Origin of the sequence: Bradyrhizobium diazoefficiens USDA 110 (assembly GCF_000011365.1) — a bacterium.
Taxonomy (GTDB): Bacteria; Pseudomonadota; Alphaproteobacteria; order Rhizobiales; family Xanthobacteraceae; genus Bradyrhizobium; species Bradyrhizobium diazoefficiens.
Genome location: NC_004463.1, coordinates 1,031,310 through 1,049,716 on the forward strand (window position 1 = coordinate 1,031,310; position 18,407 = coordinate 1,049,716).

Annotated in this window: 16 protein-coding genes; 6 read left to right on the forward strand and 10 right to left on the reverse strand. The window is 65.5% G+C overall.

The genetic code is table 11. The features are described 5' to 3' along the window. Positions 1–30: 30 nt before the first annotated feature. Positions 31–1,848: a caspase family protein gene (locus BJA_RS04775; protein WP_011083766.1), complete on the forward strand. Its 1,818-nt coding sequence runs from the start codon at positions 31–33 to the stop codon at positions 1,846–1,848. Between the two features lie 48 nt (positions 1,849–1,896). Here the strand turns inward: BJA_RS04775 and BJA_RS04780 are convergent, their stop codons facing one another. Continuing rightward, positions 1,897–2,583: a DUF1345 domain-containing protein gene (locus tag BJA_RS04780; RefSeq protein WP_011083767.1), complete on the reverse strand. Its 687-nt coding sequence runs from the start codon at positions 2,581–2,583 to the stop codon at positions 1,897–1,899. Positions 2,584–2,590: 7 nt separating this feature from the next. After that, positions 2,591–3,514, reverse strand: coding sequence for a polyprenyl synthetase family protein (locus tag BJA_RS04785; protein WP_011083768.1), 924 nt, complete (start codon positions 3,512–3,514; stop codon positions 2,591–2,593). A gap of 161 nt (positions 3,515–3,675) precedes the next feature. On the opposite strand from BJA_RS04785, the gene mtgA reads away from it, so the two are divergent. The 3 genes from mtgA (at position 3,676) to BJA_RS04800 (ending at position 5,504) form a co-directional block, all read left to right on the forward strand. After that, positions 3,676–4,350: a monofunctional biosynthetic peptidoglycan transglycosylase gene (gene mtgA, locus BJA_RS04790; protein WP_028172627.1), complete on the forward strand. Its 675-nt coding sequence runs from the start codon at positions 3,676–3,678 to the stop codon at positions 4,348–4,350. Positions 4,351–4,518: 168 nt separating this feature from the next. Continuing rightward, complete coding sequence (gene rpmF / locus BJA_RS04795; protein WP_007598106.1) at positions 4,519–4,701, forward strand: 50S ribosomal protein L32; 183 nt, start codon at positions 4,519–4,521, stop codon at positions 4,699–4,701. 158 nt (positions 4,702–4,859) lie between these two features. Beyond that, positions 4,860–5,504, forward strand: coding sequence for a hypothetical protein (locus tag BJA_RS04800; protein ID WP_028172628.1), 645 nt, complete (start codon positions 4,860–4,862; stop codon positions 5,502–5,504). 202 nt (positions 5,505–5,706) lie between these two features. On the opposite strand, the gene BJA_RS04805 is transcribed toward BJA_RS04800, so the two are convergent. Continuing rightward, positions 5,707–5,967, reverse strand: coding sequence for a hypothetical protein (locus BJA_RS04805; protein WP_038965203.1), 261 nt, complete (start codon positions 5,965–5,967; stop codon positions 5,707–5,709). 221 nt (positions 5,968–6,188) lie between these two features. On the opposite strand from BJA_RS04805, the gene BJA_RS04810 reads away from it, so the two are divergent. Further along, entirely contained in the window at positions 6,189–7,883 is a 1,695-nt protein-coding gene (locus BJA_RS04810; protein WP_038965204.1) for a bifunctional diguanylate cyclase/phosphodiesterase, read from the forward strand. A gap of 42 nt (positions 7,884–7,925) precedes the next feature. Here BJA_RS04810 and BJA_RS04815 read toward each other — a convergent pair whose 3' ends face one another. The 7 genes from BJA_RS04815 to BJA_RS04845 all read right to left on the reverse strand — a co-directional run bounded on the left by BJA_RS04815 (position 7,926) and on the right by BJA_RS04845 (position 17,745). Further along, positions 7,926–9,434 (reverse strand): tripartite tricarboxylate transporter permease, encoded by a 1,509-nt coding sequence (locus BJA_RS04815; RefSeq protein WP_011083773.1) that lies wholly within the window; start codon positions 9,432–9,434, stop codon positions 7,926–7,928. 4 nt (positions 9,435–9,438) lie between these two features. Continuing rightward, on the reverse strand, positions 9,439–9,924 hold the full coding sequence (locus tag BJA_RS04820) for a tripartite tricarboxylate transporter TctB family protein (protein ID WP_038965205.1): 486 nt from the start codon (positions 9,922–9,924) through the stop codon (positions 9,439–9,441). Between the two features lie 187 nt (positions 9,925–10,111). Then, a complete protein-coding gene (locus tag BJA_RS04825; protein WP_011083775.1) occupies positions 10,112–11,089 on the reverse strand; it encodes a tripartite tricarboxylate transporter substrate binding protein in 978 nt (325 codons plus the stop codon). 202 nt (positions 11,090–11,291) lie between these two features. Continuing rightward, positions 11,292–14,159, reverse strand: a complete 2,868-nt coding sequence (locus BJA_RS04830; RefSeq protein ID WP_011083776.1) for a PAS-domain containing protein — start codon at positions 14,157–14,159, stop codon at positions 11,292–11,294. 352 nt (positions 14,160–14,511) lie between these two features. Then, complete coding sequence (locus tag BJA_RS04835; RefSeq protein WP_011083777.1) at positions 14,512–15,387, reverse strand: hypothetical protein; 876 nt, start codon at positions 15,385–15,387, stop codon at positions 14,512–14,514. A gap of 95 nt (positions 15,388–15,482) precedes the next feature. After that, the gene (locus BJA_RS04840; protein ID WP_011083778.1) at positions 15,483–16,463 is read right to left on the reverse strand and encodes an amino acid--[acyl-carrier-protein] ligase; all 981 of its coding nucleotides are present in this window, start codon (positions 16,461–16,463) and stop codon (positions 15,483–15,485) included. A gap of 64 nt (positions 16,464–16,527) precedes the next feature. Next, complete coding sequence (locus BJA_RS04845) at positions 16,528–17,745, reverse strand: acyl-CoA dehydrogenase family protein (RefSeq protein ID WP_011083779.1); 1,218 nt, start codon at positions 17,743–17,745, stop codon at positions 16,528–16,530. A 353-nt stretch (positions 17,746–18,098) separates the two neighbouring features. Here BJA_RS04845 and BJA_RS04850 point away from each other — a divergent pair, with 353 nt between their 5' ends. Further along, positions 18,099–18,371: a phosphopantetheine-binding protein gene (locus tag BJA_RS04850; RefSeq protein ID WP_011083780.1), complete on the forward strand. Its 273-nt coding sequence runs from the start codon at positions 18,099–18,101 to the stop codon at positions 18,369–18,371. The last annotated feature ends 36 nt before the right edge of the window (positions 18,372–18,407 follow it).

Below are 18,407 nucleotides of genomic sequence, written 5' to 3' on the forward strand. Positions count from 1 at the left end.
CGAACGGCCCTGAACTTCGGAATTCGTGTCATGCGCAATTTGCTCAGACTTTGCCCGCTTCTCCTCGCCCTCGCGCTGCTGTTCGGCGCAGAACCTGCTTTTGCCGGAAAGCGCGTGGCGCTGGTGCTGGCCAATTCGGCCTATCAGCACGCGCCGTCACTCACCAACCCTGTCAATGACGGTTCGGTGATCGCGAAGACGCTGAAGGATGCCGGTTTCGACATTGTCGATTCCCGGCACGATCTGTCGGCCCTCGAGACGCGGCGCGTGCTGCGCGACTTCGCGGACGCGACCCGCGATGCCGACATCGCCGTGGTCTACTATGCCGGTCACGGCATCGAGGTCGAAGGCTCCAATTATCTGATCCCTGTTGACGCCAGGCTCGAGCGCGATACCGACGTCTATGACGAAGCACTCTCGCTCGACCGCGTCCTGGTCGCCGTCGAACCCGCCAAGCAGCTCCGCCTGGTGATCCTGGATGCCTGCCGCGACAATCCGTTCGGCAAGACCATGAAGCGCTCGGTGGCCTCGCGCGGCATTGGCCGGGGCCTCGCCCAGGTCGAGCCGACCAGCCCCAACACGCTGATTGCCTATTCGGCCAAGGCCGGCTTCACGGCGCAGGACGGCGACGGTGCCAACAGCCCGTTTACGGTTGCGTTGTCGAAGCACCTGACGACGCCGGGCCTCGATGTCCGCCGCGCCTTCGGCTTCGTGCGCGACGACGTGCTCAAGTCGACCGGCAACAAGCAGGAGCCGTTCGTCTATGGCTCGCTCGGCGGCGACGACGTCCCGCTGGTGCCGGTCAAGGTGGCGGCTGCAGCGTCGCCCGTGGCGAACCCGCAGGCCGACATCCGCCGCGACTATGAGCTCGCACTCCAGGTCGGCAACAGGGCGGCATGGGACGCCTTCCTCGCCCAGCATCCGGACGGTTTCTATTCCAGCCTCGCCAAGCTTCAGCTCGAGAAGATCGGTGCCGAGCAGGCCCATGCGGCGGCGATCGAGAAGGCGAAGCAGGCCGAGGCCGAGCGCGATCGTCTTGCCGCCGTCGGCGCGCAGAAGGATGCGCAGATCAAGGCTGCGGCCGATGCGAAGGCCGCCGAGCAGGCGCAGCTTGCCGCCCAGAAGGCAAAGGAGCAGGCGCAGCAGCAGGCGGCCGCCGCCGAGCAGCAGCGCGTCAACCTCGCCGCCGCGGCCCCGAGCGCTGCGCCGGCCAGCACGGCGAGCCCCGCCGGGACCAACGTTGCGTCCCTGACGCCGGCGACCACGCCGGCCGATCTCAGCCGCTCGGTCCAGACCGAGCTCGGCCGCGTCGGCTGTTTCTCGGGCCAGGCCGACGGCAACTGGAACACGTCCTCGCAGCGGTCGCTGTCGCAGTTCAACCGCTATGCCGGCACCAAGCTCGACGTGAAAGTGGCGAGCACCGATGCGCTCGATACGGTCAAGTCGAAGCCGTCGCGCGTCTGCCCGCTGGTCTGCGAGCACGGCTTCAAGGCCGACGGCGACAAGTGCACCAGGATCGTCTGCGGCGACGGCTATGCGCTGAACGACGACAACGAATGCGAGAAGAAGCGCGCCGGCAAGCCGACGGCTTCCAAACCTGCGACCTCGCGGCGTGACGACAGCGAGGATCGCCCGGCACGGCAGCGTCCGCAGATCGGCGCCGCGGGCGGCCTCGGTGGCTTGGGCGGCGACGCTGCCGGCATCGCGACCGGTGCGCGGCGCGCCTCAGGCGGCGGGCAGGTCTTCTGCACTAATGGCGGCTGCCGTCCGGTCAACCGCGGTTGCCATCTCGAGTATCGCGGTGGCGGCGGCCCCGGCAACGATGCCAACGCCGAGGTGTGTAATTGAAGCCGAGATGATTCCACATGGTCGTCGTGGCGAAAGCCAGGACGACATCTAAGTCGCAATCGCGCTCGCCGCGATGTTCACCGTCAGCGCCAGCAAGGCCGTGTTGTAGATGAACGAGATAATGCCGTGCGCGGTCGCGGTGCGGCGGATGGTCTTGTCGGTGATGCCGACATCGGAGACCTGCGCGGTCATGCCGATCACGAACGAGAAATAGACGAAGTCCCAATAATCGGCGTGATCTTCCTTGTCGCCGCTCGGGAATTGCAACCCGCCCGGCGGGTGCCGATAGTAATCATGGGCGTAATGCAGCGCGAAGGTTGTATGCACGGCGGCCCATGACAGCGCGATGGTGGTGATCGCGATCGTCAGCTCCGTGGCGCCGCGATGGGCGCCGAGTTCGGCGACGATCGCCGCGATGCTCGCGAATGCGCCGATCGCCGTCACCAGCAGGATCACGAAGCGGCCGTCGTCCTGCATCGCAGCGTTGCGGCGGATGTGCTGGTGGTCGTTGTTCAGCATCATCACGTAGACCAGCACCAGATAGGCCGCGATCAGCGCATCCCAGCCGAGCACGAGCCGCGTCGCCAGCCGCAGGGAGCCGGGCAACAGCAGGCAGACCAGAATGCCGAAGCCGAGTGAAATGAAAGTCCGCGGCCGCGCGTAAATCACGCGCATCGGCCGCGACATTCTCTGGAAGCGCGCGAGGACGGGATCTTCCTTGTCGATGCCCGTCATCGCCCGGTCAGTTCTTGCGCTCGGCGACGAACCGCGCGGCGGCTTGCAGCACGGCGGCGCGGTCGCCGAAGATCGAGACCGCGCTGTCGGCCCGCGCGAGCAGGTCGCGCACGCGCTGCTTGGCGCCTTCGATGCCGAGCTGGGTGACGAAGGTGGTCTTGCCGAGCGCAGCATCCTGGCCCGAAGGTTTGCCGAGCGCCGCGGCATCGCCTTCGACGTCGAGCAGATCGTCGGCGATCTGGAAGGCTTCGCCGAGCGCGCGGCCGTAATCGTCGAGCGCCTGATATTCCTTGGCCGTGGCCTGGCCGAGAATCGCGCCGGCGATGCAGCCGTAGCGCAGCAGCGCGCCGGTCTTCATCTGCTGAATGCGGGCGACATCGATCGGCTCGTTGCCGCCGAAACGGCCTTCGCCTGCGAGGTCGAGAATCTGGCCACCGACCATGCCGCCGATGCCGGCGCAGCGCGCCAGCGCGCGCGTCAGCAGCAGCCGTACATTGGCGTCGCGATGGATCTCGTCGCGGGTGACGATATCGAAGGCGAGCGTCAGCAGGCCGTCGCCGGCGAGGATCGCGGTCGCGTCGTCGGTCTTCTTGTGCAGGGTGGGCCGGCCCCGGCGCAGGTCCGAATTGTCCATCGCCGGCAGGTCGTCATGGATCAGCGAATAGCAGTGGATGCATTCGAGCGCCGCACCGGCGAGCAGCGCCGCCTCGCGCGGCACGCCGAACACGGCTGCGCTTTCAACCACCAGGAACGGCCGCAGGCGCTTGCCGCCGTTCAGGCTCGAATAGCGCATTGCGTCCATCAGTCGCTTGGGACGGGCGATTTCATCGGGCAGGATGTCGTCCGCGAGGAGGCGCCCGAGCAGGGCCTCGGTATCATCAGCGGTCTTGTCCAGACGTTTGGCGAAATCGGACGGGGACGTGCCGGTCATCAAGAAGGGCTCCAGAACTAAAATTCGGCGGGACAATCCTTTATGAGCCCGCCTCAGTCAATCGTTTGGAAGGCCTAAAAAGTGCTGGAAAAGACCCGAATTATCACAGACTTAATGGCTGGGCCCGTGGCTGCGTTTCATTTTGCGCCGGAAAGGTCGATTTGCGCATCGTTAAAATCCTGCTGGTAGCGCTCGCGGTCGTGGTTCTCGCGCCCTATGTGATCGCGCCGTTCTACCGCACCGGCCATCCCGTTTCGACGCTGATGGCCTGGCGCAGCTTGCGGGGCGCGCCGATGCAGCGGGAATGGATCGATCTCGCGGCCATGTCGCCCTACCTGCCGCGGTCGGTGGTGGCGGCCGAGGACGCTCATTTCTGCAAGCATCACGGCATCGATTGGGGCGCGTTGCGCGAGGCGATCGACGACGCGAAGGAGGACGGCACCGCCTTCCGGGGCGCCTCCACCATCACCCAGCAGGTGGCGAAAAACCTGTTCCTCTGGCAGGGGCGGGACTTCATCCGCAAGGCGCTGGAATTCCCGCTGGCGTTGTGGATCGATTTCGTCCTGCCCAAGCCGCGGATCCTGGAAATTTACCTCAACATCGCCGAGCTCGGTCCGCAGGGCCAGTTTGGGGTGGAGGCGGCCAGCGCCTATGCGTTCGGTAAATCGGCCGCCAGCCTCTCCCCCCGGGAGGCGGCACTTCTGGCCTCGATCCTGCCGAATCCAGTCAAACGCAGCGCCAGGACCCCCGGACCGGGCGTCCGGCGGCTCGCCGGGACCTATGTGGCAAGGGCGCAGGCCTCGACGCTTGCGACCTGCTGGCGAGAAAATCGCTGATTTCGGGCCCTTTTCGGGCGCATTTTCCGGCCCAAGAGCCTAGCTTTGCGGCCAGCCTTCCTCTATAAGCGCGGCCTTGATCGGCATTCAGCTCGCCTCGTATTGCGGGTGCTGAGCCGTCCCTCGCGGACGATGCCCTGATGACACCAATCCCTAGAGGATACTGAAATGGCCGTTCCGAGAAGAAAAACCTCGCCGTCGCGCCGTGGCATGCGCCGCTCGGCAGACGCCATCAAGAAGCCGACCTATGTGGAAGACAAGGACTCCGGCGAGCTCCGTCGTCCGCACCATCTCGACCTCAAGACCGGCATGTACAAGGGCCGTCAGGTCCTGAAGAAGAAAGAGTCCTGAGGTCGGACTCTTCTTCGGGCAGGGTTATCCTCAATCAGGATGACGTGACCTGCCTGATTTCGGCCAACCCATGAGATATGACGGTGACGGCGGCGGAGCGAATGCTTCGCCGCTGCATTGTTCTGTCCGGATATCTTGATCGAGAAGGCATTTCGCCGATGGTCGGTTTCCCGCTGCTCCTGATTCCGCTCGCGGTCTACAACATCATCGCCTTCCTGATGCCCAGCGTGTCCTTCTCGGACGTGCTGTTCAAGGTGCCGATGATCACGGGCGAGACTTGGCCGGTCACGCTCGCCGATCTGATGCTTGCGCTCGGTATCGTGCTGCTGCTGCTCGAGGTGGTCAAAGGCGCGCGGCCCGGCTCGAAATTCCTGATGGATCATCTGCTGTCGCTGATCGTGTTCGGCGCGGCCGCCGCCGAATTCGTGATGTGGCCCAAATTCGGCAACTCCACCTATTTCCTGCTGGTGCTGCTCGCGATGGCCGATTTCCTCGGCGGCATCGCCCAGCGCACGCGCCGCCGCGTCACCTATGTCGCCGAGACGACGGTGCCCGCGCCGCGCAAGGCCAAGCGCCAGGCCGAGGCGCCGGCGGATGACGTCGCGTCCGAGCCCAAATTCGAGCCGGTGTCGGCACCGCAAGCAGCCCCGGTGCCGCCCGCGCCCACCGCGCAATCGGTCGCCGAATCCGTGCTGATGGACCATCCGGCGCCGAAGCCGGTGAGCCCGCCCTCGCCGGAAATTCCCTCGCCGCATCTGCAGCCGGGCAATGGCACGCCGTCGTCGCCGGACACGCCGCGCTGATCGAGCGCGTTACCCCTGTTGCCGCTTTGACGGTGTGCTCCCTCTCCCGCTTGCGGGGGAGGGTTGGGGAGGGGGTGTCTCCGCAGAGGGAATCCCCAAGAGGAGAGAGCCCTCACCCGCCGCGCTCTTCGAGCGCGTCGACCTCTCCCGCAGGCGGGAGAGGTGCAGCGAGCGTGAGGCAACAATTGTCCTGCAAGTTGGATTAAGCCACCTGCCGCGTGCGCGCGCTGACGCTTCCGAGCGGGCGCTTGCTGCCATAGGCCATCCGCGCATCTTCAGGGGAGGCGCGGCGGAGCCGGCTGGCCTGGGGCAAATGCTCGGCATTGGCGATGAGTTGGGTGACGAAGCTCGGATCGGGGCGAGGCAGCGGCGCCTTGATAACCCACTGCAACGTCGGCAGCAGCGGCACGAGGGCCGAGCCTGTGCCGTAGTCCGCCAAGTCCGATCGATCAGTACTCAACATCGCAATCACCGTTGATCCGGCGAAGATCGTCGCGTTTCGGGACGCGGGCGCCGGTGCGAGTCACGTACTCGCAAGGCCTATGCCGGCCGGGCCGGTTTGGTTCCGCGCTGCCCCGAAACATGGTTTCCAAATTGTTTATCAACTTTGCCTAGGGTTGGGGGCGAATCTGGCTCTATCCTGTGCCGGCTCAGGACTCCCCGCTGTCCCGAAATGAGGCGATTTTGACCCCCGCATTGCCACAAGCCTCCGACATCCTGGCCGCGCTCGGCCAGGCCGTGTTCGCCTGGGACATCGCCAGCGACGTCATCGTCTGGGGGGAGCACGCCGGCGCCGTCTTCCCCGGCATCCCCGCCGAGCGGCTCGCGACCGGCGCCGAATTCGCCAAGCTGATCGAGCCCGCGCCGTCGCTGCGGACCGCCGCGCTGGCGCAGACATCCGCCGTGCACGGCGCCGACGGCACGCCCTACCGGGTCGAATACGGCGTGCGCATGAGCACCTCCGATCCCGTGGTCTGGGTCGAGGAGACCGGCCGCTGGTTCGCCGGCCCCGACGGCCGCCCGGTCCGCGCGATCGGCTCCGTCCGCATCAACAATGAGCGCCACGCCCGCGACGAGGAATTGACCAGGCTGGCCCGGCTCGATCCGCTGACCGGCGAGCTCAACCGCTCGCATCTGATCGCGGCGCTGGCCGAGGCGATCGAGGAGACGACCCGCTTCCGCTCGACCTCGGCCTTCATGCTGGTCGGCATCGATCATCTCGCCCGCGTCAACGACGCCTTCGGCTTCGACGTTGCTGATGCCGTGATTCTCGATGTCGGCAAACGCATTCGCGCGCGGCTGCGCGGCGGCGACGTGCTCGGGCGCTTCTCCGGCAACAAGTTCGGCCTGATCCTGAAGAACTGCACCATCGACGACATGAACGTCGCCGCCGAGCGTTTCCTCGCCGGCATCCGGGACGAGGTGGTGCCGACCAAATCCGGCCCGGTCTCGGTCACCGCGTCGATCGGCGCGGTCAGCGTGCCGCGCTATGCCCGCAACACCGACGAGGCGGTCAACCGCGCCCATGAGACGCTGGACGCCGCAAAGCGCCGCCGCGCCGGGTCGTTTGCAGCGTGGCGTCCGGATGCCACGCGCGACGCGCAGCGCCGCGTCAACATCCGCGTCACCGACGAGATCGTCACCGCACTGAACGAGCGCCGCATCAAGCTCGCCTATGAGCCGGTGGTCTCGGCCGTCTCGCGCGAGCGCGCATTCCATGAATGCCTGGTGCGGATGGACCAGGGTGACGGCCAGGTGCTGCTCGCGCCCGACATCGTGCCGGTTGCCGAGCGCCTCGGCCTGATCCGCCTGGTCGATCACCGCGTGCTCGAGCTCGTGGTCGCCGAGCTTGCGGCCGCGCCCGATGTCAGTCTCAGCCTCAACATCTCGCCGGACACCACCATGGATCCGGACTGGTGGGCGGGAATCGAGTCGCTGATGCTGGCGCATCCCGGGGTCGCCGAGCGGCTGATCGTCGAGATCACCGAGACGGTCGCGATCCAGGACATCGACGATGTCCGCGGCTTCGTCACGCGGCTGAAGAATTTCGGCAGCCGCATCGCCATCGACGATTTCGGCGCCGGCTACACCTCGTTCCGCAATTTGCGCAAGCTCGGCGTGGACATCGTCAAGATCGACGGCGCCTTCGTGCAGAACATTACCCGTTCCGCCGACGATCGCGCCTTCGTGCAGACCCTGATCGATCTCGCCCGCCGCCTCGATATCAAGACGGTGGCCGAATGGGTGCAGGACGACGAGGCCGCAAACATGCTGCGCGACTGGGGTTGCGACTACATCCAGGGCCGTCTGATCGGGCTGGCGTCAGCCGAACGCCCGTGGAGTGCGCCGCCGGACAGCGCGCTGCCTGCGGCGGGGTAGGAGTTCATCGTTTAATCGCGCTGCGATCTCGCTTCCCCTCCCTCACGCTCCCTCATCCAGCGCCACCAGCTCGCGCTTCCTGCGCAGCGACGGCAGCAGCGGGGCGACCAGCAGCGCCAGCGCCAGCGCAAGGCACGCCGCCGAGATCGGCCGCTGCACGAAGGTCCAGAGATCGCCCTGCGACAGGATCAGCGACTTGCGCAGATTGTTCTCCAGCATCGGTCCGAGCACGAAGGCGAGCACCAGCGGTGCCGGCTCGTAGCCGAGCTTGCGCATGAAATAGCCGATGATCCCGAACGCGATCATCACGTAGACGTCGAACACGTTGTTGCTGGAGCAGTACACGCCCAGGATCGTGAACAGGATGATCAGGGGAAAGAGGATGTTGTAGGGCAGCTTCAGGAGCTGCACCCACATGCCGATCATCGGCAGATTGAGGATCAGCAGCATGACGTTGCCGATATACATGCTGGCGACGATGCCCCAGAACAGGCCGGGGTTTTGCGTGATCAGCAGCGGCCCCGGTTGCAGGCCGTGGATGACGAAGGCGCCGAGCAGCAGCGCCATCACCACGTTCGGCGGGATGCCCAGCGTCATCAGCGGAATGAACGCGCCGCCGGCCGCCGCGTTGTTGGCGGATTCGGGGCCCGCGACGCCCTCGATCGCGCCATGGCCAAACCGTTCCGGCGTTTTCGACAGCCGCTTCTCCAGCGCATAGGACGCAAACGAGGCCACCACCGCGCCGCCGCCGGGCAGGATGCCGAGCAGGAAGCCGAGCAGCGTGCCGCGCGCGACGGGGCCGGCGCTGGCCTGCCAATCGGCCTTGTTCGGCAAGAGCTGCGTGATCTTGGCGTTGATGATGTCGCGCTTGATCGCCTGCTCGGTGTTGAGCAGCACCTCGGCGACGCCGAACAGGCCCATCACCACGGGCACGAGGCCGATGCCGTCGATCAGCTCCATGCGGCCGAAGGTCAGGCGCGGCTGCGCCGTGATGCTGTCGAGCCCGATCAGCCCGAGCACGACGCCGATGCACGCCATCAATAGCGCCTTCGGCATCGAGCCCTGGGTGAGGAAGGTGAGCACCACGAGGCCAAGCACCATCAGGCTGAAATACTCGGCCGGGCCAAATGCGATCGCAATGCTGGCAAGTCTCGGCGCCACCAGCATCAGCGCCACCAGCGCGAACGTGCCGGCGATGAAGGAGCCGAAGGCGGAGATGCCGAGCGCGGGGCCGGCGCGACCCTGCTTGGCCATCTGGTGGCCGTCGATGCAGGTCACGACGGAGGCCGCCTCGCCGGGGATGTTGACCAGGATCGAGGTGGTCGAGCCGCCATACATCGAGCCGTAATAGATGCCGGCCATCATGATGATGCCGGATTCCGGCGTACCCGACAGCGTCACGGGCAGCAGCAGCGACATCGCCGAGATCGGCCCGATGCCCGGCAGCACGCCGACCAGCGTGCCGATGAAGACGCCGATGAAGCAATAGAGCAGGTTGATCGGCAGCAGCGCGACGCCGAACCCATGCGCGACGTTGACGAGCGTATCCATGCGATCAGCCGATCCCGAACAGGCCGGAGGGCAACTGGATCAGGAGCAGGCGCTTGAGCACCCACCACATGCCTGATGGCACCAGCACGGCGATCGGGATCGCCAGCGTCCAGCGCACCGGATCGATCAGCCGCAACATCAGCAGCAGCAAGGGGATCGACGACAGCAGAAATCCCAGCGGCTCCAGCGCGAAGGAGAACGCGACGAGGCAGGCGATGACGAGCAGCGGCTTGCCCCAGCGCACATTTTCCCAGCGCGAGGCCAGCGTCGGCCCGCCCTCGGCGACGGCCGAGACGATGATGGAGGCCGCGAACACGCACATCAGGATGCCGGTGTAGAACAGCACGTAGCCGGAGCCGGGATCGTTGATCGTGCCGAGCTTCAGCCTCAAGCCCTGCCAGATCACAAAGCCGCCGAGCCCGAGCCCGATCAGCCCGCCCCAGAGTTCGGAGTTGGAGAGGCGGAGTTTGACGTTGGTTTGGTCGCCCATGTGAACCACTCCTAGACCACCGTCACCCCCGCGCAACGGCGAAGCCGGTGTCGCTGAGGCGGCCGCTTCTTCAGCGGCCCTCGAAGGGCGACGGTGCCCGTGTCCATCCTTCGAGGCGAGCCGCAAGGGCGGCCCGCACCTCAGGATGACGTCAGAATTTGCAGTAGCCCAAGTTGTTCTCGCGATTCTACTTCTTCGCGAGCCCGAGCGTGTCGATCACCTTGCGCTCGGACTCCGTGACCTCGACGACGAACTTCCTGTAGTCCTCGGTGTTCTTGTAGTTCGGCACCATGTCGTACTTGGCGAGCGTGGCGATCACCGCGGGATCTTCGACGGCCTTCTTGAAGGCGTCGTGCAGCTTGGCGACGATCTTGGGGTCCATGCCCTTCGGGCCGGCGATACCGAACGGGGAATCGTAGACCATGGGGTAGCCGAGCTCCTTCAGCGTCGGCACGTCGGGATAGTTCGGCGATCGCGCGCCGGTCCACACCATCAGAAGCTTCAGCTTGCCGGCATCGACCAAGGGCCGCCATCCCGTGGAATCGGCCTGGAGCATCGTGTGCTGGCCCAGCACTGCGGCGTTGGTCTCGGCGCCGCCCTTGAACGGCACCTGCGTGAGCTTGATGCCGGACATCGCCGCGATCTGCTCCATGCCGATATGGAGCGAGGTTCCGGTGCCCGGTGTCGCATAGGTCACCTTGCCCGGATTCGCCTTCGCGAACTCGACCACGTCCTTCCAGGACTTGAACTGCGACTCCGCGCTGGTGGTCACGCCGAACGTGTAGCCGGTGAGGTGAATGATATAGGTAAAGTCCTTCGCCGGGTCCCATGACACGTCCTGCATCAAGGGCAAGCGGAAGACGGTGATCGGGATCTGCGAGATGGTGTAGCCGTCCGGCTTGGCGGCCGCTGCCATGGTCGCGGGGCCCACCGTGCCGCCGCCGCCGGCCTTGTTGTCGATCACGATCGGCTGTCCCAGCACTTTCGAGGCGCTGTCCGCGATCGCGCGCATCGAGATGTCGGTCGAGCCGCCGGCCGGCCATGGCACGATCAGCGTGACCGGCTTGCTCGGATAGTCCTGCGCGCCGGCCGCGGTCGCGAGCAGCGCTCCCACGGCAATATGTATGGCGGCGAATACAGCCGTCCTCAGCCCATACCGCGACATCGGGTTACCTCCCCCGCGGCGGCCTCGTTCGGGCCGCCGTCTCTCTTTGTTATGACGGGATTGTCCCTGAAATCACCAGAGAAGAAAAGCGCATTGCGCGGACCGTGCGCAGCGGTCGACGCGGCTATCCAGCTGGAAACGGTATGTGCGACAATTGGTCGTTTGGAGGCGTGCCGAGGCACGGAATTTGACGTGGGCGTCCTTACGCCACGCGGCGAACCGCGTTCAGCGTCTCGATGGTACGTGCAACCTCGGCCGCCGGGCACGGTCTGCCGAAGTAATAGCCCTGCACCGCGGTGCAGCCGCATTCGCGGACGAAGTCGAGCTGCTCCTCGGTCTCCACACCCTCAGCCGTGGTCTCGACGCCGAGCACGGAGCCAAGGCTTGCGATGGTGCGAACGATGGCGACGCTCTCCGGGCTTTCGCCGAGCGTGCCGACGAAGGAGCGGTCGATCTTGATGCGGTCGAACGGAAACTTGCGCAAATAGCTCAGCGAGGAATAGCCAACGCCGAAATCATCGAGGCTGACGCGCACGCCGAGCGCGCGAAGCTGGTGCAAGATCTCGATCGTCGCCTCGCTGTCGTCGAGCAGCGCGGTCTCGGTGACCTCGAGCTCGAGCCGCTGCGGCGGCAGGCCGGCTTCCGCGAGCGCGCTTGTGACCATCGCCGCCAGCCCGCGCGCGCGGAACTGCACCGGCGACAGGTTCACCGCGACCGTGACATCGGGCCATGACGCCGCGGTCGCACAGGCCGTGCGCAGCACCCATTCGCCGATCGGAACGATCAGTCCGTTCTCTTCGGCGATCGGAATGAATTCGGCCGGCGAGACGAAGCCGCGCGAGGGATGCTTCCAGCGCAGCAGCGCCTCGAAGCCGGTGAGCTCCGAGGACTCGAGCCGCACCTGTGGCTGGAACACCAGGTGGAATTCACGCGCCTCCAGTGCGCCGCGCAGGTTGTGCTCGAGCGCGTGCCGGCTGCGGGCCTCTTCCTCCATCTCGGGTTCGAACAGCTGATAGGCGCCGCGCCCCCTTGCCTTGGCCTGGTACAGCGCGAGATCGGCGCATTTCATCAGCTCGTCGGCATCGAGCCCGTGGTCGGGCGCGATCGCGATGCCGACGGAGACGCCGACATGGATCGACTGGCTTTCCAGCGGCGGCGGGTGGCCGATGATCTCGACCAGGCGGCGGGCGAGCTTTTCGGCCGACTGTGGCTGCGGGCCGCGCTGGAGAACGGCGAACTCGTCACCGCCGAGGCGGGCGACGGTGTCGTGCTCGCCGACATTCTCCTTCAGGCGCGCGGCGACCCAGCGCAGCAAGCGGTCGCCGGCGGCATGGCCGAGCCTGTCGTTGACGGTCTTGAAATTGTCGAGGTCGAAGCACAGCACGGCCATGGCGCCGCCGGCGATCGCGACCTGGTTCAGTCCCTCGCCCATCTTCTCGCGGAACAGCGTGCGGTTGGGCAGGTCGGTGAGTGAATCGTGCCGGGCCATGTGCGCGACGCGGGCCTGGGCTTTGTGGCGCTCGGTGACGTCCTCATAGGTGACGACCCAGCCGCCAAGCTCCATCCGCTTGTGGTTGAGCTTGATGATACGGCCGTCGCTCAAATGGCGGTGCAGCGTGTGTTCGCCCTCGCGCAGCCTTTCGACATAATCGGCATAGAGCTTGGCGCCGGTCGTGTCCGGATGGATGCCGAGCTCGCAGCTGTGATCCATGATCTCGCGCATCGAAATGCCCGGCTTCACCACGTCGGGCGACAGCCCGTACATCTCGATATAGCGGCGATTGCAGACGATCACGCGCAGGCTCGAATCGAGCATGCACAGGCCCTGGCTCATGTTGTTCAGCGCCGCGTCGAAGCGGCGATACTGTTCGCTCAGTTCCTCGATCGCGCGCTCGCGCTCGGTGATGTCTTCATAGGTGGCGACGAAGCCGCCCTCGGCCAGGGCGCAGTAGCGCACCGAGATCACGGTGTCGTTCGTCATGCGCCGGCGCATCGGCGAGGAATCGCGGTTCGCGATCTTCGCGCTGGCGGCTTCCAGGAGCTGTCGCGGACTGTATTCCGAAACGAACGCGCCGTTCGCCATCGATCTTTCGATCAGCTCGCCGAGATGCGTGCCGGGCCTGGTTTCCTCCGGCGACAGCCAATAGATCTTGCGGTAGGTGGTGTTGCAGACGCGCAGGCGCATGTCGCTGTCGTAGAAGGCGAGCCCGTGCGCCATGTTCTCCATCGCCGCGTCGAGGATGAAGTTCTGCTGCCTCAGCGTCTCCTCGTATTTCAGCCGCTCGGTGACGTCTTCGTGCACCGTCACCCAGCCGCCGTCGGGCAGGAAGCGGGAGACCGCCTGCACCATCCGCCCGTCGTAGCGCATCACCAGCAGCGTCTTCGCCTTCCGGCTGCGCACGTCCTCGAGCCTGGTGTCGTGGAATTCGTCGGCCGACATGCCCGGCGTGTTGCCGCGCGAGAGCCAGTGTTCGATGGCCGCGCTGTGCGTGACGCCCGGCTTCACGACTTCTGGGTCGAGGTTGTAGAGTTTCAGGAAGCGTTCGTTGCAGACGACGACGCGGCTGTCGGCGTCATACATGATGAGGCCGTGAGACATGTTGGCGAGCGCATGCTGGCTGCGTTCTGTCTGCACGCGCAATTCCGCCTCGAGCCGGGCGAGGCGGCTGACGTCGTCACAGATCGTCATCCAGCCGCCGCCGGGAAGCGGCTTCAGCTCGAGTGCCATGACGAGGCCAGTCGCCAGCCGTTGCTCGGTACGGAACGGCTTGCCCGCCGCGATCTGCGCGATCCGCGTCGAATACAGCGAGTCGAGCTCGCTTTCCGGAAAATTCCCACGCGTCGCGCTGTGCGCGAGCACCTCGCGATAGCTCGCGCCCACCCGCACGACATCGGCCGACATGTCGAACAGCGACAGGTAGCGCTGGTTGACCAGCACGATCCTGTTGTCGGCATCGTAGACGCAGACACCCTGCTCCATGTGGTCGAGCGCAAGCTGGCTCAGCGCGACCAGGGCCTCCGGGCCCTGCTCGCGGCGTGCACCAAGCTCGTTGTCGCGGGTCGACGTCATGGGGTCGGCGTGATCTCGGCGGGCAATAGACTTAACGCAGCGTAATTCGAGCGCCGAGGGTAACGGAGACCCCGGAAAATTCCCTTAAGCGCAGTAGTTTACGGAGGGTGACCGGCGGTGGAGAGCGTCTCCGGATTGCAAAGGTGCCTGCAAGAGTTGGCCGAGAGGGCGCAACATATTTTCTGGTGTCGTCCCGGCGAAGGCCGGGACCCACAACCATAGGGAGAGGTTTGGCGAAGACTAGTAGTGAACAGGTTTTCCCGCGGTACTAGCACCCTGCGCTTACAGACAGATCACGCGGTATGGGTCCCGGCCTTCGCCGGGACGACACTGAGTGTGGCGGCATCTGCCCTCACGGCCCGTAGAGCACGAGTTCCGTGTCGGTGAGATCGGCGAGCTGCGGCTGGTGCGGACCCTTGAAATATTTGCGGCCACGCCGCTCGGTATAAATACCGACGAGGCCGGGAACCGGGCCGTTGGCATCGACCGCCACCGAGATCTTGCCGAGCCGCAGCAGCAGCCGGCCGATGCGGCCTGCGCAGGCGGCGTATTCGGCGGCGCTGCGGCAGTAGATCAGCTTCATCGCGGGCGGCGCGATGAAGCCGCGGCGGATGCGCACCGGTTGCAGGATGAAGGGGAAGGTTCCCTGCGGCGTGCGGCAGACGAGGCTAAGGCAATTGTAGCGCGCATGCCGCGTCAGCAGTTCGGTCTCGGCCTCGGAAAGTCCCTCGATCGTCTTGGCGTGCTGCGAGATGACTTCGATCTTGCTCCAGCGCGGGGGCCGCGCCAGCGCTGGCACCGAAAAGAATATGCCGCGGCAATAGGCACGGAAGCCCTGCGTCTCGATGATCGGCCAGGTCCACGGCGCCGGGCTGATGTTGAGATAGGTCACGTCCTTGTGCCGCTGCGCGATCTTGGTCAGCAGCGGGGCGTAGTTGCGATACGCCGGATCGACATACCAGCTCGACAGGTTGCACTGGATCGCGGTCTCTTCACCGTTCTTCCGTGCCGTGTAGATCAGCAGCAGCACGCCGACCGGCGTGCCGTCATTGTCGATCATGTAGCCGAAGCGCGGATAGCCCTCCGGCACCGGCCGGAAGGCCTGCCGGCGCAGGCCCTGGATCCAATAGTTGCGCGAGCGGCCCACGAAGCCGCGCGTCAGCAAGTCCGCGATGGCATCGACATCGGACTCGGTAATCTCGCGGCATCGAACCTTGGTGTGGATCACGCTCGTCTTACCCGTGGAAATGGTCGGCCTCGTTTGGTCTATCGTTTCAGCATGATCTTTTCGGAAAACCGCTTCGCACTTTTCCGGATCATGCTCTAGCGCCAGCCTTCGCCATGGGCGCCGGCCGCAACATGCGGCTGCAGGCCCAGGATGTCCCGCACCTTGGCGGGCCAGGCGGAAAGATCGGTGCCGTGGGTGTGGAACATGGCGACCGCGAGCCGGTCCATGCCGAAGGCGACGCAGCCGGTGTGGGCCGGCTCGCCATTGGCGTCCTGGATGCCCCAGGTGGTGCCGAAATGCTCGCGGTGATAGTTGAAGCTCATGCAGGCGGTCGGCTGCTCTTCCGAGCGCAGCGGGATCAGGAGCTCGAACTTGAGCTGCTGCTGCTTCTGGCTCACCGCCTTCATCTGGCCGACGCGGCCGAAGAAGGGATCGCTGGCGTAGTCGACACGGAAGGTCAGGCCGAGATCGCGGGCGATCGCCTGCGCGCGCACCATCCAGCGCTCGCGGAAATCGGAAACGTCGTCGGGCGTGCCGATGCAGACATATTCGCGCATCCGGAACGATTGCAGCCGGTCGAGATGCTTCGACGGCTCGCGGCGGAAGCAATCGGCGGCGACGTCGAAGCGGAGACCGCCCTTCGGCAAGGGGCCGCGGCTCGCCGCGATCGGATAGACAGGGTAGCAGGCGGCCGGCGACAGCACGAGGTCGGCCGGCGACAGTGACGTGGTCCAGTCGCCGCCGGCATCGAAACGGCTCACCGCGGCGTTGATCTCACGCTCGGTGCCGTGCAGGCCGCAGACGCATCCGAGCAGGTTCGGAAAGCTCTTGAGATAGCCGGACTTCTCGAGCTGGGCGCGGCTCATCACAGGTGGGAAGCGCAGCGCTTCGGTGCCGGCTTCGCGATGGCTGGTGATCAGCGCGGCGAGCCGCTCGACGATGCTCTCATAGAGCGCGGTGCGGGCGTAGACACCGTCCGAGCCCATGCTGTGGAACAGCTTGTCGGCGAGATGATCGAGCGGATCGGCGATTTGCGGTGCGGTGTCAGGCGAGTTGGGGAGAACAGCAATGTTCATGTTCGACTTCCTGCTATCTGAAATTATTCTTGTTGGACGAAGGCACGTCAGTCTCGAAAACTTGTCAGTCCCGCAGGCTCGCCGGAATGCCGCTCATCAGCGTCGAGGTCGCAGCGTTGGCCAGGATACGGTCGTTGTTGATCATGATCGGCGACGACAGCACGTCGCGCAGGTGGCGGCCCATGGTGAACTCGCCGTCGTTGCGGTAGCCGGAGAGGCCCGCGGTGCGCATCGCATGCATCACGGTCTCGACCGCGAGCTCGGAAGCTTGCACCTTCAGCAGCGTGATCGACGACTGGAAGTCGAGCGAGCCGAGTGCGCGCTCGTCATGCTCGGCGCGGGCGAAGGCCTCGATATTGGCGGCGATCAGCGCGCGGAGCTTTGCCAGCGACATTTTTGCCGCGGTGAAGTGCGCTGCTGCCGGCGGCATCTGGCCCCCGGAGCTGCGGGCCGCCTTGCGGATGAAGGCCTGCGCGCGCGTCACGGCCGCGGCGGCAATGCCGGCCCAGGCCGAGGACCAGCACAGATGTGCGAACGGCGTCATCGTCTGGGCATGGATCTTGTCGTAGGCTTCCGGGAAGACGCGGTCGGTCGGGCAGTCGACCTTCAACTCGAATCCGGTGGAGCAGGTGCCGCGCATGCCGAGCGTTTCCCAGCCCAGCGTACGCTTCAGCGAATAATCGTCCTTGGCGAGCGCCAGCAGCACCTGGTCCGAGGCGGCGGCGTCGGTGGCGCGGCGGGCGATGGTGACGAGGCCGTCGGCCTCGGCGCCGTAGGAGATCACGGTGGCGTCGCGCACCAGCGAGACGGTGTCGCCGGCGACGTCGACGGCGGCAGCGCTGGCGCGGATGTTGCCGCCGTTCTGGCCTTCTGTGGTGGAGGAGGCGAGCAGCCACTGGTCGCGGGCGACCCGGCGCATCATGGTTTCCATCCAGGGAATGCCGTGGCCGTGCCTGATGACGCAGGCGACCTTGGTCTGGTGCATCGCGTAGATCATCGCGGTCGAGGCGCAGGCGCGCCCGAGCGTGTAGCAGATGTCGGTGACGTCGTAGATCGAGGCGCCGAAGCCGCCGAACTCGACCGGGATCATGACGCCGAGCAATTTCTGCTCACGCGCGACGTCGAAAGCCTTGTGCGGGAAGCGGGCGTCGCGATCGACCCCGTCTGCGTCGGCCGCTGCCGCTACCGCGGTTCGGGCGACGCGCTCGATCAGGGAGGGGCCCTGCTCGAGGAGGTTCGTCTGCGTTTCGTCGACAGTGAGAACTGCTTCACGCACGTTCATGCTCGTCCGCCTCCGGTTTGCCGTTCGAGATCGCCGACATCATTCGCGATGCCGCGTAAGCGATCCTCCGGCCATCTTTGCTTGTGAGACGAGGCTACGGATTTAATTCAAATTCGTCGATGAAATACAGGGTAAACAAAGCCAAATTCCGAACGAACAGTTAAGGTCGGGTTGTTGGCATGGCCGGAATTTCCGCGATCGCGTTAGGGATCTGGAAGATGTCCGGATTCCCGACAATCTGAGTCATCGTTTACTAAGAAACGCGAAGTAATGGTGCCGGCCATTGCGGGATCGGCCGTCCCTGACCATCGTAGGCGGCAGTCCGGACCGACCAGACAAACGGGAATTTGCCGATGCAGGCCTTCAATACCGACGTGCGCAATCGCATCATCAAGCTGGTGAAGGGCATCCTCGAACAGAACGCGCTCGCCGCGGACGTCACGCCGCAGGCCAAGCTCGTCGATGTCGGCCTGACCTCAATGGATATGGTCAATCTGATGCTCGGCGTCGAAGCCGAATTCGATTTCACCATTCCGCAGTCGGAGATCACGCCGGAGAATTTCCAGTCCGTCGAGACGCTGGAGCGGATGGTGATGACCCAGCTGCAGCCGGCGACCGCGGCTTAGCTAAGCGCACAGCTGTCTCCCCGGGATCGTCCTGGC